Here is a 21,908-nt window from a genome sequence, read left to right as displayed (position 1 = left end):
GTACGGTCCGGCGTCACCGCGGCCCGCGGCCGGCGGCGGCATGCCGCAGGACCAGTACGGCGGCGTCGTCCTCGTGCCCCGTCTCCTCCGTCGCGCGCAGGACCTCGTCGGCCAGCTGCGCCGCGCCCGCCCCGACGTGCGCGGCGACCAGCTGCCGTACTCGCTCCAGGCCGTCCTCGATCAGCAGCGACGGCCCCTCGACGACTCCGTCGGTGAGCAGCACGATCGCCCCGTCGGAGTCGAGGGTGCGCCGGGTGACGGGATAGGCCTCGCCCGGCTCGATGCCCAACGGCAGGCCGCCCGGGTCCTCCGTGACGCCGGACCGCCCTTCCGTGGTGGCCCACACACACGCCACGTGCCCGGCCCGCGCACTGTGCAGTTCCCAGGTCGTCGGGTCCAGACGCATGAACGTACAGGTCGCGAAGAGGCCCGAGTCCACGGACACCAGCAGATCGTTCGTCCGGCCGAGGATCTCGCCCGGATCGGACGCCGTGCCCGCGATGGCCCGCATCGCGATACGGACCTGCCCCATGAAGGCGGCGGCCTCGACATCGTGCCCCTGTACGTCGCCGATGGCGAAGCCGAGGGCCCCGTCCGCGAGCGGGAAACCGTCGTACCAGTCGCCGCCGATGTCCAGACCGTGACGGGCGGGCGCGTAGCGTGCCGCCGACTGGAGACCGGAGACCGCGGGAAGAGCCGCCGGAAGCATGTCGCGCTGGAGGGCCTGCGCGAGTTCCACCCTGGCCTGGTGGAACTCCACCTCGCGCCGAGCGCGGGCGGTGAGGTTCTGCAAGGTGTTGAGCAGGTCTTCGGCGCTAGCTGAGCGGGGAGTCCGACGCCGGTTCATGTGCCGCTCCGCGGTGCGTTATGTCCCTGAATCATATGGCGGGCACCCCTGAGCGGCGACTGCGGGCGCTCCCGCGTACTCGCGGCCCCCGAGGCTCCGCTCAGGACTGCCCGACGCGGTACAGATCGCGGAGCAGGGCGATCTCGGCACCGTGGTGCAGCACCTCCTGGTTGACCCACCAGACGATGTCGACGAAGGGGTCCTCGGCGTCGCTGCCGTTCGGATACGTGCTGTACCCGACGGTGTCCAGGGCCACGTCGTCCGCGGTAAGCAGGGCTGCGCGCCAGGCGGCGGACGCGGTCTCGAAGGCGGCCACCGCCCCGGCGGCGTCCCCCGGAGTGTGGTAGCCATCGCGCGTGAGCGCCCTGCTGCCGCAGGTGTGGTCGGCACGGAGAGTGAGCATTTCGGCGAGATGGCTCAGACGCCACGCGATGGTGGTGAACGGCGGAGGGAACGGATGCGGAGAGTCCGCCGAGTCCCGCCCCCAGTCGCCGGCTCCCGCCAGAACGGTCGCCCGCGCCCCGGGTGTGTCGCCGCGACGGCGTACGGACCAGCAGTCGGGCACGGGTTCCCAGAGGTGTTCGTCGTCGCCGAGCGGGGTGACGCCGATGTCGACGCTGTTGCCACTGTCCATGACGGGACCGGCCAAGCGGGCGAGGAGGCGCTCGCAGGCGAAGTCGAACTGCTCCAGCAGCGGGATCAGACGCGGTGGGAGGGTCATCGATGGAGCGTGTCACGGCGACCGGGCGGGCGCGCGCCCATTTCCGGCGGCCGCCGTCCCCCTCGTCCGGGCCGGCGGGGCGAGGCGGGCACTGGCCGGATGGACCCTCGTACCGAGCCGTTGTCAGTGCCCGGTGGGATGCTGCCCGCATGGACGAGCTGATGAGGCAGCGACGGGTGTACGGCACCGACCACGACGACCCCCGCCCCGGGCCGAGACCGGGGCACGACTACCGGGAGCTGGTCGGCGGGCCGCTCGACGGTCTGCTGCTCGACGTCACGGGCTGGGGCGAGGCGGACCTGCGCGAGGGAGTCGGGCTGGTCACCGAGATCGGCGCCTACGGGCCCGGAGGACGCGCCGAGTACGGACCGCGGTCACCGGACAGCCACCACTGGGACTGGCGCGGCGACGTGCGGTGAAGGGCCGGGTGGTGATGGCAGGGGCGGCAGGAATCGAACCTGCGACATACGGTTTTGGAGACCGCCGCTCTGGCCGCTGAGCTACGCCCCTTGGTTACGGGTGAAGCCTGGCATGTGCGGGCCCGGCCGCCAACAGATTTATGTGGGCGCGGCGTTGAACCCCGTCGCGCGTACCGGCCCCTCGGCGGGCCGGGGCTCCGGATGCGGCGCGGCGGCTCCGTTCGGGACACCGGCGAGCCGGGGGAGGCGCTGCGGGCCGCTCCGGGCCGTCCGATAGGTTGGCCGGTCATGTGGGCTTTGAGCGCGGTCGGGCACCGACGGCTGGGTGCGGCAGGATCTCTGGCGATCGTCGCAGGCGGCTGGTTCGCCGGGAAACTGCCGGTCCATGACCCCTGGGGCCTGTGGACCGACCACGGGTCCGCCACGAAGGCGGCTGCGGCCGTCCTCGCCTACGTCGGACTGACTGTGCTCGTCGTGGCCTGGTGGCAGTACGGCAAGAGCGCCTCCACGGCCCGCGAGACCCTCGTCACCCTCGCCTGGTGGACGGCCCCGTTCCTGCTCGCGCCCCCGCTCTACAGTGCCGACGTCTACAGCTACATCGCCCAGGGCTCGATGGTCGTCGAAGGGCACGACGTCTACACCGAAGGCCCCTCCGCCCTGGACCCCGGCGGAATCGGCGGCGACGCCGCCGCGAGCGTCGGCAACCACTGGCGCGACACCCCGGCCCCGTACGGGCCGCTCTTCCTGCTGCTCTCCGCGGCCGTCGCCTGGATCACCGGCGGCATGATCGTCCCCGCGGTTCTGGCGATGCGGCTCGTCGCGCTCGTCTCCCTCGCCCTGATCGTCTGGTCCCTGCGCCGCCTGGCGCGCGAACACGGCCGCAGCGAGAGCCGCGCCCTGTGGCTGGGAGCGCTCAACCCGCTGCTGCTGATGCACGTGGTCGGCGGCGTGCACAACGACGGGCTGATGATCGGCCTGATGCTCGCCGGCCTGGTGCTCGCACTGCGCGGCAGGTGGATCGCGGGCAGTGCCCTGGTCGGCCTCGCCGTGATGGTGAAGTCCCCGGCTGCGGTGGCACTCCTGTTTATCGGGGTTCTCGTGCACGCGTCCGCGACCGGCCCCCAGTGGCGCCGCTGGGCCAAGGGACTGCTCGCACCCGGCCTGATCGCCTGCGCGGTGGCCGGAGGGGCCACACTGGTCAGCGGCACCGGATTCGGCTGGCTCCGCACCCAGGGTGTCGCCGCGAACATCCACACCGCGCTCTCCGTCACCAGCGACATCGGCCTCGGACTGGGAGAGCTGGCCCAGGCGCTCCTGGGCGTCGACGCGGAACCCGCCAAGTCCGCCGTCCAGACCCTGGGCCTGGCGGTGGCGCTCGGTGTGATCGTCGTTCTGGCCCGCCGTGCGATGCGGGGCGTTATGACGCCGGCCCACGCCCTCGGCCTCTCCCTGCTCGCCCTGGTCGCCCTCTCGCCCATGGTCCAGCCCTGGTACCTGCTGTGGGGCATGGCCGTCGTCGCCGCGACCGAACAGTACGGCCGCCTCTCCGCCGTCCTGATCGTGCTCTCGGCGGCGCTGGTGTACGAGACCCACCCCATGGGCGCCACCCCGCCCTACGGATTCGTCCTGGCCGGACTCGCCGCCGTCCTCGGCACCCTCGCGCTCCGGCGTACCCCCGTCGTGCCGCCCGGCGTCCGGCTGCCCGGCCTGCGGGGCCCCGGAGGCCCGGCGGGCTCGGAGGAGAACCAGGGCACCTCCGCGGCCACCGCCTCGCCCGCCCAGGCCCCGCAGAGCGCTCCCTGAACACATTCCCTCGACGTCCGGGAAGATCCTCGGCTATGCTGCGCGGGTCCTGTTGTCTCCGATAGAGGTGGACGTTGCGCATCTGAGGTCCGCGATCATCGCGCGGTACGGCCCTGGCCCGTACACGGTCACGACGCTGTCGGCATTTCTGCCGCCCGTGACTTCCGCGTGGATGCGACCTCGGTGCTGAGCCGTCCCTCACCTTCGCAGGACTGCTCCTCCCACCACCTTCCGGCCACGGCCGGGTCGCCGCGTGCTGTTCGCATACGAAGCCCCCCGTTCCTCCACGCTTCCGACTGCGAGAACCACATGAGCCATCCCACCGCGCCCAGCGCCTCCGTGGCAGCCTCCAACCTCACCTTCCGGTGGCCCGACGGCACGAACCTCTTCGGCGGGCTCTCCCTCACCGTCCCCCGCGGCCGCACCGGCCTGGCCGGAGCCAACGGCGCCGGCAAGTCGACCCTGCTGCGCCTTTTCGCCGGACTGCTGCGCCCCTCGGAGGGGTCCGTCACGGTCAGCGGGAACCTTGCCTACCTCCCCCAGAGCATCACCCTGGACACCTCCCTGCGTGTCGACGCGGCCCTCGGCATCGCCGAGCGGCGGGCCGCCCTGCGCGCCATCGAGTCCGGAGACGTACGGGAGGAGCACTTCGAGACGATCGGGGACGACTGGGACGTCGAGGAGCGTGCTCTGGCCACTCTCGGCTCCCTCGGGCTCGGCGGCGTCGAACTGGACCGCACCGTCGGGCAGTTGTCCGGCGGCGAGACCGTCCTCCTGCGGCTGGCCGCGCTGCTCCTGGAACACCCGGACGTCCTCCTCCTCGACGAGCCGACCAACAACCTGGACCTGTTCGCCCGCCGCAGGCTCTACGACGCCGTCGACTCCTGGCGCACCGGCATCCTGATCGTCGTCAGCCATGACCGGGACCTGCTGGAGCGGGTCGACCGCATCGCCGAACTGCGATCGGGCTCGGTCAGCTGGTACGGGGGCGGCTGGTCCGCCTACCAGGAGGCCCTGGCCACCCAACAGGAGGCCGCCGGGCGGATGCTGCGCGCCGCGGACGCCGACGTACGCCGTCAACAGCGAGAACTTGAGGAGACCCGGATCAAGGTCGCCCGCCGTCAGCGCCACGACAAGAAGCTCGACGGCCAGCGGAAGGCCCCGCGCATCGTCGCCGGGGAACGCAAGCGCTCGGCCCAGGAGTCCGGGGACCGGCTGCGCGGCCTGCACGAGGACCGGCTCGACGAGGCCCGCGAGCGCAGGGAGGAAGCCGCCGAAGCCATTCGCCGGGACGCCGAGATCAAGGTGAGCCTGCCCCACACCGCCGTACCCGCGGGCCGCACCGTTCTGACCGTACGGGACCTGAGCCTCCCCTACGGACGGCTGCGCGAGGGCAGCCTCCAGGTGAAGGGGCCCGAACGCATCGCCCTGGTCGGGCGTAACGGGTCCGGCAAGACGACTCTGCTGCGAGCGCTCACCGGGGAGCTCGCGCCGAGTACCGGGGAGGCCACGGCCACGGTGCCGCTGAAGTTCCTTCCGCAGCGGCTGGACGTCCTCGACGACGAGCTGAGCGTCGCCGACAACGTAGCCCGCACCGCCCCGGGCACCACCGACAACCAGATCCGCTCCCAGCTCGCCCGGTTCCTCTTCAAGGGGGGCCGCGCGGAGCAGCCGGCGGGCACCCTCTCGGGCGGCGAACGCTTCCGGGCCGCCCTCGCGGCGACCATGCTCGCCGCCCCCGCCCCGCAGCTGCTTCTGCTGGACGAGCCGACGAACAACCTCGATCTGGCCAGCGTGAGGCAGTTGACGAGTGCCCTGGAGTCCCACGAGGGCGCGCTCGTCATCGCCAGCCACGATCTGCCCTTCCTGGATTCCGTGGGCATCACCCGCTGGATCCTGCTGGACGAAGCACTGCGTGAGACCGACGCCGATGAGGTCCGCGAGCTGTTCGGGCGCCCGCAGTCGACCCCGGCGGGCACGGCGTGACACCGCCCGCACGACCGAAGAAGCAGGAGATCCGGATGGGCGCCGACCTCGGCCCCTGTGTCGTACATGATGCGGCCTCTCAGGCGGCCTCGTAGTGGTGGGCCCGCCCGCCCCGCCACTCCACCCAGACCGGATTGTCGAGGATCCGGTCCGCTTCTTCGAGGCCGGCCTCGTTCAGGAACACGATCACGTCGTGGTCGCTGTGGGCCAGCCCGAGTATCTCGTCCCGGCCTTCGTAGTGCACGGTCACCCGGCGGCCGCCCGAGGGGGTCGGCCGGTGGATGACGATCGGGGGATTTGCCATGGGTCCACCCTGCGACGCGCCCCGCACCCTCGCATCCCCGGCCCGACCCCTCCGACGGTGGGCGGAAGCCGCTCCTGAAAAGGCTCCCGTGCCCTCCCCGGGGGCCGAGGAGGGGCTCAGCGCCCTGCGGTCGTGAGTTCCACCGTTGTGGTGACGCGCACCAGGGAGGGCCTGCGCGGGGCGGAGCCGAACCCGAAGGCGACGGGCGGATCGAGCGGGGCGAGCCGCCCCAGACCCACCCCGTCCAGCACGGCGTTCGCGGCCACGACCGGCCGCAGCCCCCGCGCCCCGTACCACTCCCGCCGCCCCGGGCCCGCGCGGCCCAGGGTGCGTACGCCGGGCATCAGCAGCCGGGCCGGGCCATCGCACAGCGCGGCCCAGAGCGGGCTGCGGGCGAGCGGGGCCGGTACGGCGGACAGCAGCAGGCCGAGGGCGGAGCGGCGGCCCGTCCGCAACCGCAGACGCAGCGGCCCCGCCTCGACGAGCCAGGTGTCGACGCCGACGGACACGGTCACGGGCACCACCTCGACCCGGTCGAAGCGGTACGTGGCGGCGACGAAGTCCGCGATCCGCCGGGACGGGGCCAGGAGGACCCGTACGCCGTCGGGATGCTCGACCATGACGTCGCTGAACGCCCCGAACGGCGAACGCGGCCAGTGGCCGACCACCAGCCGGGTGCCCGAGGCGGTCCCCACACCGGCGATCCAGCCGTCGAACCGCAGTCGCTCACCTGTCACGCCACCAGTCTCCCCCGTCACGGGCGGCGGGGGAGGACCGACGACCGGCGTGGCGGGCCGCCATGCGGGCTACTCGAAGCGGGAGGTGTCCCCGGCTCCGCGGCGTACGATCTCGGGCTCGTCGCCGGAGAAGTCGATGACCGTGGTCAGCTCGGTGCCGCAGTCGCCCGAGTCGATGACGGCGTCCACCTCGTGCTCCAGCCGTTCCTTGATCTCCCAGCCCTGCGTCAGCGGCTCCTCCTCGTCCGGCAGCAGCAGGGTGCTGGAGAGCAGCGGCTCGCCGAGCTCGGCCACCAGGGCCTGGGTCACGACGTGGTCGGGGATGCGCACGCCGACCGTCTTCTTCTTCGGGTGCAGCAACTGGCGGGGAACCTCCTTCGTCGCCGGGAGGATGAAGGTGTAGCTGCCGGGCGTCGCCGCCTTGACCGCCCGGAACACGTCGTTGTCCACACGCACGAACTGGGACAGCTGCGCGAAGTCGTGGCACACCAGCGTGAAGTGGTGCTTGTCGTCGAGGTTCCGGATCGACCGGATCCGGCCGAGGGCGTCACGGTTGCCCAACTGGCAGCCCAGGGCGTAGCACGAGTCGGTCGGGTACGCGACGAGCGCACCGGACCGGATGCTGTCGACCACCGTGCTGATGGTGCGGGGCTGGGGATTTGCGGGGTGCACGTCGAAGTACTTGGCCATTCGCCGAGCTTACGCGCTCGGGCCGGAGCGGCGGAGCCCTGCGCCGGGAAGAGCGGGGGGCGGCCCGTCGTAACGACGGGCCGCCCCTTCTTCCGCTTCGCGCGGTGGAGTTCACCGCCGGGCCGGTCAGACCGCGGCGGCCCCCACCAGCTCGTCCAGTACGTCCTCCATGGTCACGAACCCGATGACCGTGCCCTTGTCCCCGGCGACCGCCGCGAGATGCGTACCGGCGGCACGCATCGCGGTGAGGGTGTCGTCGAGCGGGGTGTCGATCTCGACCCGGATGACGGGGTGGAGGGCGCTCGTGGGCAGCGCCTCCGTGCGCTCCGCGACGCCGAGGGCGTCCTTGATGTGGAAGTAGCCCAGCAGCCCGTCGTCGGGCCCGGTGACGGGCAGCCGGGAGAAGCCCGAGGCGACGGCGGCCCGCTCCAGACCCCGCGGGGTGATGCCCAGATCGACGGTGACGGTCCGGTTCAGCGGAACCATCACCTCGCCGACCGGCCGGGTCCCGAGCTCCAGAGCGTCCCGCAGACGCTCCCCGTCGGCCGGGGCCAGCAGTCCGGCGTCGCTGGAGTCCTTGACCAGCCGTACGAGCTCGTCGTCGGTGAACACCGAGGCGACCTCGTCCTTGGGATCGACCTTGAGGAGCCGCAGGAGCATGTTGGCGAAGGCGTTGATGCCGAAGATGACCGGCCGCAGCGCCCGGGTCAGGCCGACGAGGGGCGGCCCCAGCGCCAGCGCGGTGGCGACGGGGGCGGCGAGCGCGATGTTCTTCGGGATCATCTCGCCGATGAGCATGTGCAGATACGTCGCCAGCGTCAGCGCGATCACGAAGGCGATCGGGTGGACCAGCGCCTCCGGCACGCCGACCGCGTCGAACGGCGGCTCCAGCAGATGGGCGATGGCCGGTTCCGCGACGGCGCCCAGCACCAGCGAGGAGATGGTGATGCCGAGCTGGGCGGTGGCCATGGCGGCCGACAGGTGTTCGAGGCCCCACAGGGCGCTCTTCGCGCGTCGGCTGCCCCGCATGGCCTGCGGTTCGATCTGACTGCGGCGGACCGAGATGAGGGCGAACTCCGCGCCCACGAAGAACGCGTTGGTGAGGAGGGTGAGCGCGCCGATGGCGAGCTGGATGGCGGTCATCGGGCGTCCTCCTCCACGAGCGCCGGCGCCGGTGCGGGCGCGCTGATCCGGACCCGGTCGGCCCGGTGGTGCTCGATGTCGAGCACGTCGAACTGCCAGCCGTCGACCACCACCCGGTCCGTACGGACCGGGATGCGGGCCAGCTGGTTGGCGAGGAGACCGGCGAGCGTCTCGTAGGGGCCTTCCGGCGCGCCGAAGCCGATCCGGTCGAGCTGGTCCAGCCTGATGCTTCCCTCGGCCTCCCAGACCGGGCGCCCGTCGCCGAGCGGCTCGGCCGGTGCGAGGTCGGGGCGCTCGTGGGGGTCGTGCTCGTCGCGGACCTCGCCGACGACCTCTTCGACGATGTCCTCGACGGTGGCGACGCCCGCCGTACCGCCGTACTCGTCGATCACCACCGCCATCGTCCGGTGCTTGCGCAACTGCGCGAGCAGCCGGTCGACGGGCAGCGAGTCGGGTACGAGGAGCGGTTCGGTCGCCAGTGCCGTGACGGGGGTCCGGCCCCGCTCGGACTCGTCCAGGGCGAGTACATCGCGGATGTGGACCGTGCCGATGACCTCGTCCAGGCTGTCCCGGTAGACCGGGAAGCGGGACAGGCCGGTGGCCAGCGTCAGGTTGGCGGCGTCGGCGGCGGTGGCGTGCGCCTCCAGCGCCCGGACGTCGACGCGCGGCGTCATCACGTTCTCGGCGGACAGCTCCGCCAGGTGCAGGGTGCGGACGAACAGCTCGGCCGAGTCCTGCTCGATGGCGCCCTCGCGGGCGGAGTGCTGAGCGAGTGCGATCAGTTCCTGCGGCGTACGGGCGGAGGCCAGCTCCTCGGCCGGCTCCAGGCCCAGGCGGCGCACGAAACGGTTCGCGGTGTTGTTGAGGTGCCGGATCAGCGGGGCGAAACAGGCCGTGAAGGCACGCTGCGGGGTCGAGACGACCTTGGCCACCGTGAGCGGGCTGGAGATCGCCCAGTTCTTCGGGACCAGCTCACCGACGACCATGAGGACCACCGTGGAGACGGCCACACCGAGGAGGGTGGCGACCGTGGACACGCGCCGGCCGGAAGTCCGGCGCTCTCCAGCGGGCCTCGCAGCAGTACCGCGAGGGACGGCTCGGCCAGCATGCCGATGACCAGGGAGGTCACGGTGATGCCGAGCTGGGCGCCGGAGAGCTGGAAGGTGAGCCGCTTGGCTGCCTTGAGCGCGCTCTCGGCACCGCGCTCCCCGGCCTTCACCGCGCGTTCGAGCTCGCTGCGCTCGATGGTCGTGAGCGAGAACTCGGCCGCGACGAACACCGCGCAGGCCAGTGTCAGCGCGAGGGCGAGGAGGAGAAGGGCCACTTCGCTCACCGTGTCACCTCCGTCCCCTGGTGCGTGGGGTCAGGGATGACACGGTTCGTACTGGGAGGCTCACCCATTGCGGTGCGCAGCTCCTTCTCTGTTCGGGTCGTCGGGATCGACGGTGGAAGGCGGGTGTGAACCCGCCCCATAGATAGTAAAGGGAACGCAAAGCAATGGGGAGTGGCGGGTGTCACACGGAGTGCCGCCCGGGGGGCCGCGGCGTCCGGGATCTCGATGGCCGGAACTGCGGGTGGGGGGGGCAGGTGCTGGGGAGCCTCCGTGCTTCTCGGGAGGTTCTGCCCGGTGAGCTCCGTCTCGGAGACAGCTGCCCTCAGGCGGATGGAGGTCCGGCCCCGTTCGGGGACAGCCGGTCGGCGAGAGTGTCCAGGTCCGGCACGAACCAGATGTCCCGGCCCCGATTGGCCTCGCGGACGAGGTCGGGGAGGGCCGAACTGGCCGACAGGTGATGGCCGATGTCGCCGAGGACGACCAGGTGGAGCCGGTAGTTCGCGAACTTCTGCAGGATGGCTCCGGCGAGGCCGGTGCTCAGGTCGAAGAAGCGGTCGTCCAGCCGCGCGGACGGCACCGCGACCACCTCCGCACACGCGAACGCGGCCCCGATCAGATGGTCGAGGGCGTCCTGAACGTCGGCGATGGTGACTCCGGCGGCGTCGCACACCAGCACCGGAACGCCGTGGTACTCGACGACGTCAGGCACGGTCCGCCCCCGGTGCGGACGTGGAGGCCGAGGTGAACAGGCCGCTGTCCGGACCCAGCAGGCCATCGATCAGGTGCAGCAGATCGGCGGTGGCGGCGGCGCCGCCGAGAATGACGATCTTCATCCGGGTCCGCTCCTCGTCGTAGACCGTCTGGACGCGCAGAGGGTCCGACGCTTCCCGCCGGGACTGCGCGCCCGCCGTGACGAACGTGCTCAGCCGGTGCGCGGCGTCCGGACCGAGCGCGTCGATCTGCACGATGCTGGACGCCTCGACGTGCCTCGGCGCGGATGCCGGTTCCGGGGCGGTGTCGTCGGCCGGCCGACCGGTCAGGGCGGCCAGATCCTCCTTGTAGATCCGGTACTGCTTGCCGATCCGGACAGCCTTGAGCCGGCCGTCGCGTACGTAGTTCCGGACGGTCCGCACATGGAGTCCCAACAGCTCGGCCACCTCGCCGACCGAGTAGAGCTCCCGCTCATCATTCCCCATAGTTCAGTACCTTACGTCAAACATCTCTTAGCGTCCTCCATTGCGCAAGGATAGCGTTGTTTAGGGAACATTGCGGGGTGTGATTACCTGGCACGGACGTATTCGGCAGGTGCGACGGAGCCCTGGGTAGGACAGTGGGAAAGCCCCGGTAGCGGGACGGGAAACGAACGGCCCGCCCGCGGACAAGGAATCCCATGCACCCCGAAAACCGGCCGCCCGATGCGCGGCACCAGCGACCCGAAGGCGTGACCGACACGACCGTCGAGGCCCTCGGGGCGCTCTCGAAGGCGCTGGAGACCGTCGAGCGTGCCCGCGGCGCCCTCTACGACTTCCATCAGCTCACCGGGAGCGCCGACCTCACGCTCGACGACGCCGTACGACTGCTCCGCGCCGCGGGGCACGGACAACACGCCGAGCGGGTCGAACGGGAGATCCTCGGCCGCAACGTGATCCCCGGACACTGGACCTTCCAGATCGTCGAGGAGTACAACGCCACGTACTACGACGGGTTCCGGGCGATCGAACGAGAGATCAGGCAGGCGCTCGCCGAGGGCCGCGACCACCTCTACGAGGCGGAGATGAAAGCGACCAGGCGGACCGAGGGGCATCCGGACCACGCCGCCGAGTGACAGGAGGGCGCCGTCCTCCGGCAACCCGCCCTCCCGCCGTCACCGAACGTAGCCGCACGAGATGCGGACCGGACGGACTCCGGTGACGCTGGGGCTCCGGTCGTGCACGCAACGTTGGTTGCCGACGGAGGACCGAAGACGGAGGACACCCCCCCATGAACCTGTACGACACCCCGCTGGAGCGAGCCCGCCGCAACCGTGAACGCGCCGAGGAGCTGGGCCGCGCCGCGGACCGGGCGACCGACCCCGAGCACCGGCAGCGGCTGCGGGAGAAGGCGCTGCGGCTGCTGCGCGAGGAGCCGACGGCCGAGACCCGCCCCTCCTGAAGGCCCGTCGAGGTGGTCGCGTTCACGCGCGACCACCTCCTAATCCCTGACTTTGAGGAAGCGCATCCGGGTCGCGCCATTGCTGTCGGTGCCGCCGGCCTCGGCGTCGGAGATCTTGCCGCCGGTGAGGACGAACATCAGATGCAGGCGGACCGTCCGGGGACCGGAGGCGACCGTGTACTCGGTCATGATGTGTGTGGTCCCGCCCTGCTGCTCCTGCCTCGCCGCGTTGATCGCCGCGACCTGGGTGAAGCTCGTCAGGAAGGTGTCCGTGGTCTCGTCCCTGAGCCAGCCGATGATGTAGCCGCTGCCGCCGGTGGCGGAACCGAGCGCGTACCGCACGTCGCTGTCGATGTGGTAGACGCCGGCTTCCGGGAGCACGATGTCGGACTCGGGGATCGGTACGTCGGTACCGACCCGGGCCAGGAGGTCGGCGTGCTGCCGCTCGGTGTTGAGGAACCCGCTGACCGGCGTGAGGCGGGCGCCGATCTCCCACCTCTCGGGGCAGCCGGGCGCCCCGGTGATATCGATGTCCACGGACCGTTCGATGCCGCTGTTGCCGCCGGGAGCGAGACCCGTCAGGTCGACCCGCGGCACGAGTAGCCCGCCGGTCGTGTTCCGTGCGGCATTGCACGGGGAGGGGTCCAGAGAAGGCGTGTCGGGTGCGTACAGACACCCGTCGCTGCCCCGGGTGACGGCGTTGTCCCGGTCGGTGGAGATGCACGGGGGGCGGACCGTGGCGCAGCCGTCCTGGCAGGAGGCGACCGGGACGACCGGCGGGACCGGGGCGTAGGGGGTCGAGCCGTCGAGGGTGTCGGTCGTGCAGGTGACCGCCCCGGCGCAGTTGCGGCAGGTCGTACGGAGGAACGGTCTGCCGCAGCCCGGGGCGGACGCCTGGACGGTGAGGACGAAGCTGTCGACCGTCCACTGTTTGGGGCCGACTCGGCAGGCTTCGTCGTTACCTGTCTCCAGGTTGAGCTCGACGACGATCCTTCCCGCGAGGACGTCGGCGAGGGGCACGGTGGTCGGGGGGATCACGCCGTTGTCGTCTCCACCCGCCGGCAGATCGGGTGGGCCCAGGAGATCGGTGCGGACCGGAGTCGCGCCGTTCCACAGGGCGAAGCGGCCGTAGAGCCGGCAGGCCGGGTTCCGGCCGTCGTTGTGGACATGGACCGAGGCGCTGATCGTGACGTGGGTGGGGTTGCCACGCAGTGACGCGGGGTCGATGTGCACGACGCCGGCGAGCCAGGTGTGCTGGCCGTTGTGCGTCCCGTCGTCGGCCGGGAACATGCCCGTGCCACTGTTCAGGATGGTCTGGGCGACGACAGGGTCCAGTGCGGCATGGGTGTTGGCGAGGGTGTAGTACGGCGTCGGGTCGGTGGTGCTCGCGGTCGCTGCGACCCGGTACGGCGCGGAATCGCGCAGGGGTGTCGTCTCGCAGTGCTCGCACGGCTCGGAGCCGGGACAAGCCGCGGGAGGGCAGGCCGGTCGGGAGGGCCGACAGTCGCCGATGGTGATCGGGGACTGCCCGCAGCCGCATGCGCTCATGGGTCAACTCCATGGAGAGGAAGGGGTGTTGGTGGTTTCGCTGAGCTCCGTGCGGCCGGGGAGTGAAAGAAGAGGAGTGGAAGAAGACGAGTGGGAGAAGACCGTCCGGCGGCCCGTTCGCCGCGGGTGTGTCCGACATGACGCGTCGACCGTCATCCGGCTGCGTGTTCCCGCAGCCGGTCATGTCCTTGGGGTGGGAGAGGGAAGGGGCCAGGTCGGCCCACTTCTGCGATTCCGCTCTGCGGCAAACCGCTCCGGGCGTTTGGACCTTGACCTATCTGATGCCCGGTCACTTGTCTTCTTCGTTGCCATCTCCAAGGTACTGTCCCGTGATCTGTCAGGCATTACCCCGTTAGAGTGGATGATCCTCCGTCGGGACGGCAGGGCGCTCGTGCTTCTGCCGGCGTCTCGCCGGTGTGCGGCAGAGGTCGATTGCCCGGGCGGCCGTCGCCCCGGTAGCGTCACGCGCCGTGACCCCGACTCTGCGCACCGATAGGCTCCTGCTGGAGCCGTACGCCCCCGAGGACGAAGAGGACTTCGTCGCCCTGTTCCAGGACGCCGAGGTGTCCCGGTGGATGGGTGACGGCCCTTCTACCGAGGCGGAGGACCGGGCCCTGTTCGGGCGGGTCTTCACCAGGGTCTACGCCCAGGACCTGTTCTCCGTCTGGGCTGTGCGCCGCGGCGGGACCCTCGTCGGGCACGCCGAGATCAAGCGGACCGATGCCGTCGACGGCCACGAGATCATCTATGCCCTGGCCCCCACCGCATGGGGATCCGGCCTGGGAACCGAGCTGGCACAGGCCGTCGTCGCCCACGGTTTCGGCGCCCTCGGACTGACCGAGGTCCACGCCACGGTCGCCGCCGCGAACGAGGCCTCGCTGACCCTGCTGCGCAAAATAGGCTTCGAGCACACGAGGGACATCGAGGAGGACGACGGCAGCACCACCCGCGTGCTGACCCGTCACCGCTGAGGCGAGGTGCGCGCCCTTCGCCCGGCCGGACCGCAGAGCCGCCCGATGCCCGCCCCGGCCGGCTCGCCATCGGTGTCCCCGTCGCCACACCCGCAGAACGGCGGCGGCCCGGCGGGGGGTTCAGCCCGCGGGCGCCACGATCGCGCCCTCCACGCCGTGACGCTTCAGGGCGTCGGCGACGAAACCGGCCGCCTTCATCTCCTCCACGAACGACGCCATCAGCTCCTGCGCCGCAGCCCCTCGCCCGGCCGGCACCCCCATGGCCTGCCGGATCACCATGAACCGCCCCGGCAGCACCCGCACGCCCCCGGCCCGCGCGGCCTCGGCCTCCAGCAACCGCCGGATACCGGCCGCCACCTCGACCTCACCCGCCCGCAGGGCGGCGAGCGCGCGCGGGGCGCCCTCCAGCCGGACGATCTCGGCCCGGCGGATCTCGCGGGTGAGGAAGAGGTCGTACGCCGACCCGGCACCGACCGAGATCCGGGTGCCCTCGCGGTCCACCTGGCCGTTCTCGGAGGCCGGGGACGCCTCAGGCACCAGATACGCGCCCTCGACGAGGACGTACGGGGCGGTGAACCGGAGCCCCTCGCCCCGTGCGGGGTCGACCGCGAAGAAGCCGATGTCCGCCCGCTCGGCCCGCACCGCGTCGACCGACAGCGCGGCCCTCTCGAAGGCCACCAGCTCGACGGGCACCCCGAGCCGCCGCCCGAACTCCCTCGCGAGGTCGACGGAGACCCCGGCCGGCTCTCCGCTCGCCGGATCCCGGTGGGCCAGGATCGGATTGCCGAGGTTGATCGAGGCACGCAGGGCGCCGCCGGGCGCGAACGTGCGGGCGAGGGCGGGAGACGCCGGCTGCCGAGTCATGGCGCCGAGTCTACGAGTGGGCCCACCGCGGTCGGGGGGCGTACGGAACGGCCCGAGGGACGCACCGGCCGGCTGCCCCTCTGCCACCGGACGCGGGTCCGGCTGCCCTCCGGGGCCTCAGGCCCCCACCGTGCCGTCCACCCCTTCCCGCAGCAGGTCCGCGTGACCGTTGTGGCGGCCGTACTCCAGTAGGACGTGCACCATGACCATGCGCAGCGAGACCTCCTTCGCCCAGCGCGGCTGACGCCCCACCAGATCCAGTGAGGCCGCTTCCCGTTCGATACGGCGTGAGTTCTCCACCTCGGCCTCCCAGGCGGCGAACGCCTCGGCCCGGGTCGAGGCGTTCGCGTCGTACGCCGCCTGGAAGTCGAAGGGCTTCGCGGACCACACCATGGGGGCCGCCTCGTCCTCGAACACCCGCCGGAACCAGGCGCGTTCCACTTCGGCCAGATGCCGCACCAGAGCCAGCAGGGACAAGGTGGACGGCGGCATCGACCGTCGGCGCAACTCGTCGTCGTCCAGCCCCGCGCACTTCCTGGCGAGCGTGTCCCGCTGGTAGTCGAGAAAGGCCCGCAGCGTCTCGCGCTCGCTCCCCAGCAGCGGAGGCGCGATCCGGTCGTCATCCGTCATGATGTTCTCCGCTCCGTGTTCCGGCCGACAGTATGACCGGCCGACGCCTGCCGAACGGCCGCCTCCTGGAGGCCCCGCGCCGCAGACCCGGCCCCGTACGCGGCCGCCATCGCGACGCGAGACTCGCGGATGACGCTGCTGCGCCACGCCGAGAGGCCGGCCCAGGCGCCCCGGCGAACGGTTCGTGCCTGGACTCACGCACCGGAACCCACCGCCGACGCGGTTCAGGACAGCCGTACCTTGACCGTCTGCGTCGCCCCGCGCGTCCCGGAGAGGTCGCCGAAGACGAGGCGCAGCGCCGCCCCCGTGGTCGCCGATGCCACCGTCGCCGGCTTCGACAGGACCGAGGCGACGGCCCGCTGCCACGTGAGCGTCAGGCTCGTCCGCATCCGCATGGGGTCACTCACGCATACCGTCGCCGTTCCGTCGGCGTGCTCGGTGACCATCACCGAGCACGGGGCGTCCGCCACCAGCGGCCCGACGCTCCCGCCGAACCAGAAGTTGACGGCGGTCAGTCCGAGCGAGGGGACCGTCACCCCCTGCTGATCGTCCGTGTTGGCGAGCACCCGCAGCCAGCCGCTGTCCGCCGCCCGTGCCGCCGTGCGCTGTTCGGACGCGCCGGGCAGGAGCTGGTACGCGTACGTGGCGTCCGACGGGTCCTGGCCGTGGTCGAACCAGAGCGTGAGGTATGTCCGGGAGACCGGATCCGTGGAGCCCGCCGTGTTGATGTCGCGCCAGCGGCCCGTCCGGTTCTCCCGCAGTGCCTTCACGGTGGTCCCGCCCGGGAAGACGTAGCCGCCATGACCGGCGAGATGCGCCCAGGACGCTCCGGTCAGGGTCGCCGACCACGGGAACGTAAGAGGTTTCACCGAGCCGTCGACGGTGAACGGGGCGTTGCCCGTCGGTCCTAGATTGCGGTTGTCGACGGTCGTCTCCACGGCCGCGCCGTCGCGGCCGTGGATGCCCCCGCCCAGGCACACGACGGTGTCGTCGAGGAAGAACCACGACTTCTTCGCCATCAGCGTGCTGGAGAGCCCTTTGAGGTACTGGCCCACGGCGGCCCGCTTCCCGTCGGTGACTCCGCCGACCCAGTTCACATCGGGGAGCGAGGTGCCCCAGTCGCCGCCCGCTCCGTCGGCGAGCACCTTGCGCGAGGCCGTGGTGCCGGGCAGCCGGTACGGGTCGACGGTGGGCCAGAAGGCGTCGCTGTACTGGCCGTTGGCGAAGGTGTCGCCCCACCAGGAGAGCATCCCCGACCCGGTGTGCCAGCCGCGCAGGTTCTCGCCGTTGCCGGTCTCGTAGTAGGTGATCCGCCGGTCGGCCATGCTCAGCGACGCCGCCCAGCCCGGACGGCGGTGGGTGGCCCGCGCTGTGTCGGGGAAGAGCCGGTGGCCCTCCGGCTCGGGGGCCGGAGTCAGCGAGGTGTCGTCCAGGACGTCCTTGATCCGGGCCAGCGCGGTGAGCGCGAGGGAGGGGTTGCTCAGCGGTGGGCTGTAGTAGTCGCGCCGCGCCCAGCCCTTGACGAGCCCCCGCCACCGGTTGTTCTCCGCGTCCGACGCGCCCCGGCCCAGCAGCACGACGGAGGCGAGGATCGGGTGTCCGCGCCGGTGGTCGTCGACCTCGCCCCGGCTGATGGCACGCCCCGCGACGGCATCCATGACGAGGCCGTTGAAGAGGAACGGGGCCCAGGCGTTCTCCACCGCGTCGAACACCACCTGCCGCTTCGGGTCGGTGACCTCCCAGGTGGTTCCCTTGAGCAGTGCGAACAGCAGCCCGAGTCCGCCGAGCATCACCGATCCGTAGCTGCCGGTGTACGGCACGGTGGTGTGCTGGATGAACGAGCCGTCGGCGTACAGACCGTCGCCCTGCGTCACCAGCGGGAAGACGGGGGAGAGGGCGTCCCGGGCCAGTGCGATCTTCGCCGCGTTCCCTCCGACGACCCCGCGCAGGGCCAGGACCCGGCACAGGTCGACCCGGTTCGCCCCGGTGCTGGTCCCGGTGTACGAGGCGACCGCCGAGTCCGGTACGAAGTGGTCGACGGCGGCGCAGTAGCGCGTGAGCCGCTCCGGCGCGATGGCGTCGTACATCAGCACGCACACGTCCAGCAGGGCCTGAGGCGCGCCGATCTGCCAGCTGTACCAGTTTCCGTACCGGTCCCGGCCGTCGTTGTAGACCTGGGTGTTGAGATGTTCCAGTCCGGTGAGCACCGCGTCGCGCAGCCCCGTGTTCCCGGTCAGGCCGGTGCCCTGTTGGCGGTAGGCCTGGGCCAGGGTGTTCAGGCGGACGAAGCTGTCGGCCATCCGTCCCGACAGGACGTACGACTCGGCGTCCGTGTCCGGGTCCGGATCCGCGAACACGGCGTCGGGCCAGAGCGAGCCCTCCGCCGGCGCCATGGTCTCCAGCAGGCGCGAGGCCTTCGCGCCGAGATCGGCCAGTCGGCTCTTGAAGGGTTCGGCGGTCGGGCTGAATCCCTCGCCGAGGATCAGCGTGCTCCAGGTGGCGCGGAGCGCCGCGTACGCATCGTTCTCGTTCTCGGTGGCGGTAACGGTGGTGGCGGCGGTGGGCGTGGCGAGCGTCAGCGCTCCGCCGCCCGCGGCGGAGAGCGCCGCCGAGGTGGCCAGGAAGGTACGGCGGGACCAGGCAGAAGTCATGGGGGAGCTCCGGGTCGGTGACGTGTCTCCGCCGGGAACCCGGCGCGCGGTGCGCTGAACTGTTCCCGGGATCCGACTGTTCTGAGCGGGCGGGCACTTTCTAGCAGCCGCCAGACCACTCGCTCAATGAATTTGGCTGAATTGATCGTATCGATCGATTCTCGGGGTGTGTATGTCCGGTCCGGCCGTGAACCGGCGTGCGCCCGTCGCGCCAGGGCAAAATCTCGTTCGGATCGTTTCGAGCGGATGTGATCGATATGGTTGAGGCATGCCGGACGGGCCCGGGAGGCACCGTGCGGGAACGGAAGTCCGAGCGGTTCCGTCGCCCGTCCGGCGGCCGATCGGCCGCCGGAACACCGTCAGGCCCGAGCCCAGCCGTTTCCGAGTCCAGGGGGATCCATGCGACTGCACGTCGACCAGCGCCACGAGCGGGTGCTCGAGCTCGTCCGCGAGCGCGGCAGCCTGCGCGTCGCCGAACTCGCCGAGGAGCTCGGCATGTCCGCCGTCACCCTGCGCCGGGACGTCGAGGCGCTCGCCGCGCAGGGCCTGGTGGAGCGGCTGCACGGCGCGGTGGTGTGGCCCGCCGGGCAGTCCCGGCCCGCCCCCGCCGCCGCGCTCCCCGCCGAAGGGCTGGTGGTGGGCATGGTGGTGCCGACCACCGAGTACTACTACGCGGACGTCGTGCGCGGCGCCCGGCAGACCGTCGAGGCCGCCGGCGCCCGCCTGACGATCGGGCTCTCCCGCTACCTCCCCGACGAGGACGCGGCCCAGGCCCGCCGACTGCTGTCCACCGGCGCCGACGGGCTCCTGCTGACGCCCAGCTGGGAGCGCGGCTGCCCCGAGCAGGGCGAGGGGCTGTGGGCGGTGGAGCAGGAGGTCCCGGTCGTCCTGGTGGAACGTTCGGCGCCCCTCGGCCATCCGGCGGCGGGCCTGGACCGGGTGCGATCGGATCATGCGCACGGCGCGGCCGAAGCGGTGGCGCACCTGGCCGGGCTCGGGCATCGGGCGATCGCGCTCGCCGTGCAGGACAGCCCGACCGCTCCCCGGCTCCGGGTGGGATACCGGGCCGCCGTGGAGGCGCTGGGGCTGACCCCGGTGTCGGCCGCGCCGCTGGACGAGGCTCCGTCGAGGTCGGAGGCGAAGCGTTTCGAGCGGACCCTGGAGTACCTGTGCGAGGCCGTGGCGAGCGGCAACGTGACCGCCGCGATCGTGCACAGCGACGCGGACGCGATCGTGCTCATCCCACGGCTCCAGGCCCGGGGCGTGCGGGTGCCCGAGGACCTCGCGGTGATCGCGTACGACGACGAGGTCGCCGGCCTCGCCGACCTGCCGCTCACCGCCGTGGCCCCGGACAAGCACGCCGTGGGGGCCGCCGCCGCCCGGCTTTTGCTGGACCGCCTGGGTGTGACGGAGCCCGGCGGGACGGACCCGAGGGCCGGGGAGGCGGGCCGGAGTTCCGCCGCCCGCAGGCACTTGGACATCCTGCCCAGCCTGCGGATCCGGGTCTCCTGTGGGGCGGTGGCCGCCGCCCCCTGACGGAAGAAGTGCCGTGCGAGGAGCCGTGCCCGGGTCAACAGGCCCTGCGGGTACGGCTCTTCGGGCGTCAGGGCGGCGTCGGCTCGGAACTGGGACTCGGACTCGTAGATGATCGATTCGATTGAATTGCTCATTTGCTCTTGACGGCGATCACTTCTGCGCAAAATGATGTGTGCCGTTCACCTCATCTCCCGCAGTTCGAGGTCCCGTAGGAGTCGGCCCATGCCTTGTAACGCCCGCACGTCCCGCCTCGCCCTCGCGGCGTCCGCCGCCTCACTCGCCCTGCTCGTCACCGCCTGCGGCGGCGGGTCAGGGTCGGACGCCTCGGGTCCCGGCGACGGCAAGCCCGTCACCCTCACCTTCTGGTCCTCCGCGCTGGGCGCCAAGGAGACGGCCGAGGCGTTCAACAAGACGCAGACCGGCATCGAGGTCACGTTCTCCTTGGTGCCCGCGGGACCCGAGGGCGTCACCAAGCTGTCCAACGCGGTCAAGGGCGGCAACGCCCCCGACGTGGCCACCATGGACTACTCCGCCCTGCCCGAGTACGCCAGCGAGGGCAACCTGGTGAACCTCACGCCCACCTCCGGGGAGCTGGTGAGGAAGGAGTTCCCCGAGGCGGTCCAGTCCCTGGTCAACCTGGGCGGTTCCACCTGGGCGGTCCCGTTCGACGTCACGCCCATCCAGCTCTTCTACCGCAAGGACCTGTTCAATAAGCACGGCGTCGAGGTGCCGACGACCTGGGCCGAATACCGTACGGCCGCCGAGAAGATCCAGCGGGCCGACCCCGACGTCGCCATCACCAACTTCGGCGGCGGCGACCCCGCCCTGCTCTCCGGCCTCGCCTGGCAGGCCGGCGCCCAGTGGTACGGCACCAACGGCGACGCCTGGAAGGTGAACATCGACGACCCGGCCTCCCGCAAGGTCGCCGCCTACTGGGACGACCTCCTTGACGACGGCCTCGCGTCGAAGACCCCGCTCTGGGGCGAGGGCGAGGCCAAGGAGCGCTCCACCGGCAAGGTCGCCACCGTGATCGGAGCCGCCTGGAGTGCCGGGACCTTCCCCGTCAGCTACCCCGACAGCAAAGGCAAGTGGGGCATAGCCCCCCTGCCCACCTGGGACGGCAAGCCGAGCACCGGCATGTACGGCGGAACCTCCTACATCGTGCCCAAGGGCAGCGAACACACCGAGGCGGCCGCCGAGTTCATCAAGTGGGTCACCACCGACCCCGCGGCCATGACCGCCCGCCTCGGCTCCCTCAAGGCCCCGAGCAGCGCCCTGCCCGCCAACGAGGGCATGCGCGCCGCGGCGGCGAAGGAGTTCGACACCTCCTACTTCGCCGGCCAGGACGTCTACGCCGTGGCCGGCGAGGCCGCCGACACCATCGTGCCCGGCTGGACCTGGGGCCCGGTGCAGCAGCAGGTCGTCTCGGCGCAGATGGCCGCGGGCAGCGACCACACGAAGATGCTCAGCTCCGGCCAGGCGAAGGGCGAGAGGGCGGTCACCGACCGCGGTCTGAAGCTCGACAAGTAGCCGCTCGGCTGCTCGGGACAGACCGTGCCGGGCAGCCCGCCCCT

At 71.6% G+C, this 21,908-nt stretch carries 20 protein-coding genes, 1 tRNA gene and 1 pseudogene; 8 read left to right on the top strand and 14 right to left on the bottom strand.

From position 1 onward, the window contains the following. Window positions 1–13: 13 nt before the first annotated feature. Window positions 14–847, bottom strand: a complete 834-nt coding sequence (locus AC3CH1_RS00625) for a PP2C family protein-serine/threonine phosphatase (RefSeq protein WP_488461023.1) — start codon at window positions 845–847, stop codon at window positions 14–16. Window positions 848–947: 100 nt separating this feature from the next. After that, window positions 948–1,568, bottom strand: coding sequence for a DinB family protein (locus AC3CH1_RS00620; protein WP_488461022.1), 621 nt, complete (start codon window positions 1,566–1,568; stop codon window positions 948–950). Window positions 1,569–1,717: 149 nt separating this feature from the next. Between AC3CH1_RS00620 and AC3CH1_RS00615 the strand changes: the two genes are divergently transcribed. Beyond that, the gene (locus tag AC3CH1_RS00615) at window positions 1,718–1,987 is read left to right on the top strand and encodes a hypothetical protein (RefSeq protein WP_488461021.1); all 270 of its coding nucleotides are present in this window, start codon (window positions 1,718–1,720) and stop codon (window positions 1,985–1,987) included. A gap of 15 nt (window positions 1,988–2,002) precedes the next feature. Here AC3CH1_RS00615 and AC3CH1_RS00610 read toward each other — a convergent pair. Continuing rightward, a tRNA-Trp gene (locus AC3CH1_RS00610) sits at window positions 2,003–2,078 on the bottom strand. Between the two features lie 197 nt (window positions 2,079–2,275). Here AC3CH1_RS00610 and mptB point away from each other — a divergent pair. Together mptB and AC3CH1_RS00600 are read left to right on the top strand one after the other, a co-directional pair. Then, window positions 2,276–3,790: a polyprenol phosphomannose-dependent alpha 1,6 mannosyltransferase MptB gene (gene mptB, locus AC3CH1_RS00605; protein ID WP_488461020.1), complete on the top strand. Its 1,515-nt coding sequence runs from the start codon at window positions 2,276–2,278 to the stop codon at window positions 3,788–3,790. A 309-nt stretch (window positions 3,791–4,099) separates the two neighbouring features. After that, window positions 4,100–5,776, top strand: coding sequence for an ABC-F family ATP-binding cassette domain-containing protein (locus AC3CH1_RS00600; RefSeq protein ID WP_488461019.1), 1,677 nt, complete (start codon window positions 4,100–4,102; stop codon window positions 5,774–5,776). A gap of 79 nt (window positions 5,777–5,855) precedes the next feature. On the opposite strand, the gene AC3CH1_RS00595 is transcribed toward AC3CH1_RS00600, so the two are convergent. The 7 genes and pseudogenes from AC3CH1_RS00595 to AC3CH1_RS00565 all read right to left on the bottom strand — a co-directional run bounded on the left by AC3CH1_RS00595 (window position 5,856) and on the right by AC3CH1_RS00565 (window position 11,179). Then, entirely contained in the window at window positions 5,856–6,080 is a 225-nt protein-coding gene (locus AC3CH1_RS00595; protein WP_003964170.1) for a hypothetical protein, read from the bottom strand. A 116-nt stretch (window positions 6,081–6,196) separates the two neighbouring features. Then, window positions 6,197–6,817: a hypothetical protein gene (locus tag AC3CH1_RS00590; protein WP_488461018.1), complete on the bottom strand. Its 621-nt coding sequence runs from the start codon at window positions 6,815–6,817 to the stop codon at window positions 6,197–6,199. A 69-nt stretch (window positions 6,818–6,886) separates the two neighbouring features. Continuing rightward, the gene (locus tag AC3CH1_RS00585) at window positions 6,887–7,507 is read right to left on the bottom strand and encodes an L-threonylcarbamoyladenylate synthase (protein WP_018961017.1); all 621 of its coding nucleotides are present in this window, start codon (window positions 7,505–7,507) and stop codon (window positions 6,887–6,889) included. A gap of 126 nt (window positions 7,508–7,633) precedes the next feature. Further along, complete coding sequence (locus AC3CH1_RS00580; RefSeq protein WP_488461017.1) at window positions 7,634–8,650, bottom strand: hemolysin family protein; 1,017 nt, start codon at window positions 8,648–8,650, stop codon at window positions 7,634–7,636. Continuing rightward, a pseudogene (locus tag AC3CH1_RS00575) lies at window positions 8,647–9,983 on the bottom strand (hemolysin family protein). Before AC3CH1_RS00575 ends, AC3CH1_RS00580 begins: the two are co-directional and overlap by 4 nt. A 322-nt stretch (window positions 9,984–10,305) precedes the next feature. After that, complete coding sequence (locus AC3CH1_RS00570; protein ID WP_488461016.1) at window positions 10,306–10,692, bottom strand: DUF4180 domain-containing protein; 387 nt, start codon at window positions 10,690–10,692, stop codon at window positions 10,306–10,308. After that, window positions 10,685–11,179, bottom strand: coding sequence for a helix-turn-helix domain-containing protein (locus AC3CH1_RS00565; protein WP_488461015.1), 495 nt, complete (start codon window positions 11,177–11,179; stop codon window positions 10,685–10,687). Before AC3CH1_RS00565 ends, AC3CH1_RS00570 begins: the two co-directional genes overlap by 8 nt. 194 nt (window positions 11,180–11,373) lie before the next feature. On the opposite strand from AC3CH1_RS00565, the gene AC3CH1_RS00560 reads away from it, so the two are divergent. Then, window positions 11,374–11,808 carry a hypothetical protein gene (locus AC3CH1_RS00560; protein WP_488461014.1) on the top strand — a complete coding sequence of 145 codons (435 nt, stop codon included), beginning with the start codon at window positions 11,374–11,376 and terminating at the stop codon, window positions 11,806–11,808. 155 nt (window positions 11,809–11,963) lie between these two features. Beyond that, window positions 11,964–12,134, top strand: coding sequence for a DUF6381 family protein (locus AC3CH1_RS00555; protein ID WP_488461013.1), 171 nt, complete (start codon window positions 11,964–11,966; stop codon window positions 12,132–12,134). Between the two features lie 39 nt (window positions 12,135–12,173). Here the strand turns inward: AC3CH1_RS00555 and AC3CH1_RS00550 are convergent, their stop codons facing one another. Next, window positions 12,174–13,682, bottom strand: a complete 1,509-nt coding sequence (locus AC3CH1_RS00550) for a hypothetical protein (RefSeq protein WP_488461012.1) — start codon at window positions 13,680–13,682, stop codon at window positions 12,174–12,176. Window positions 13,683–14,152: 470 nt separating this feature from the next. On the opposite strand from AC3CH1_RS00550, the gene AC3CH1_RS00545 reads away from it, so the two are divergent. Continuing rightward, a complete protein-coding gene (locus tag AC3CH1_RS00545) occupies window positions 14,153–14,653 on the top strand; it encodes a GNAT family N-acetyltransferase (protein WP_488461011.1) in 501 nt (166 codons plus the stop codon). 120 nt (window positions 14,654–14,773) lie between these two features. On the opposite strand, the gene AC3CH1_RS00540 is transcribed toward AC3CH1_RS00545, so the two are convergent. The 3 genes from AC3CH1_RS00540 to AC3CH1_RS00530 all read right to left on the bottom strand — a co-directional run bounded on the left by AC3CH1_RS00540 (window position 14,774) and on the right by AC3CH1_RS00530 (window position 18,798). Then, window positions 14,774–15,517, bottom strand: a complete 744-nt coding sequence (locus tag AC3CH1_RS00540; RefSeq protein ID WP_488461010.1) for a transporter substrate-binding domain-containing protein — start codon at window positions 15,515–15,517, stop codon at window positions 14,774–14,776. Window positions 15,518–15,634: 117 nt separating this feature from the next. Further along, entirely contained in the window at window positions 15,635–16,147 is a 513-nt protein-coding gene (locus tag AC3CH1_RS00535) for a DinB family protein (RefSeq protein WP_488461009.1), read from the bottom strand. A gap of 224 nt (window positions 16,148–16,371) precedes the next feature. After that, window positions 16,372–18,798, bottom strand: coding sequence for a polysaccharide lyase 8 family protein (locus tag AC3CH1_RS00530; protein WP_488461008.1), 2,427 nt, complete (start codon window positions 18,796–18,798; stop codon window positions 16,372–16,374). 399 nt (window positions 18,799–19,197) lie between these two features. Between AC3CH1_RS00530 and AC3CH1_RS00525 the strand changes: the two genes are divergently transcribed. Continuing rightward, complete coding sequence (locus AC3CH1_RS00525; protein WP_488461007.1) at window positions 19,198–20,334, top strand: substrate-binding domain-containing protein; 1,137 nt, start codon at window positions 19,198–19,200, stop codon at window positions 20,332–20,334. A gap of 222 nt (window positions 20,335–20,556) precedes the next feature. Then, window positions 20,557–21,864 (top strand): ABC transporter substrate-binding protein, encoded by a 1,308-nt coding sequence (locus tag AC3CH1_RS00520; protein ID WP_488461006.1) that lies wholly within the window; start codon window positions 20,557–20,559, stop codon window positions 21,862–21,864. Window positions 21,865–21,908 lie beyond the last annotated feature (44 nt).

Source organism: Streptomyces sp. MGP-P1, from assembly GCF_057766565.1.
Note: the sequence above shows the minus strand (reverse complement) of the source record. Positions and strands in the feature narration are given on the sequence as shown.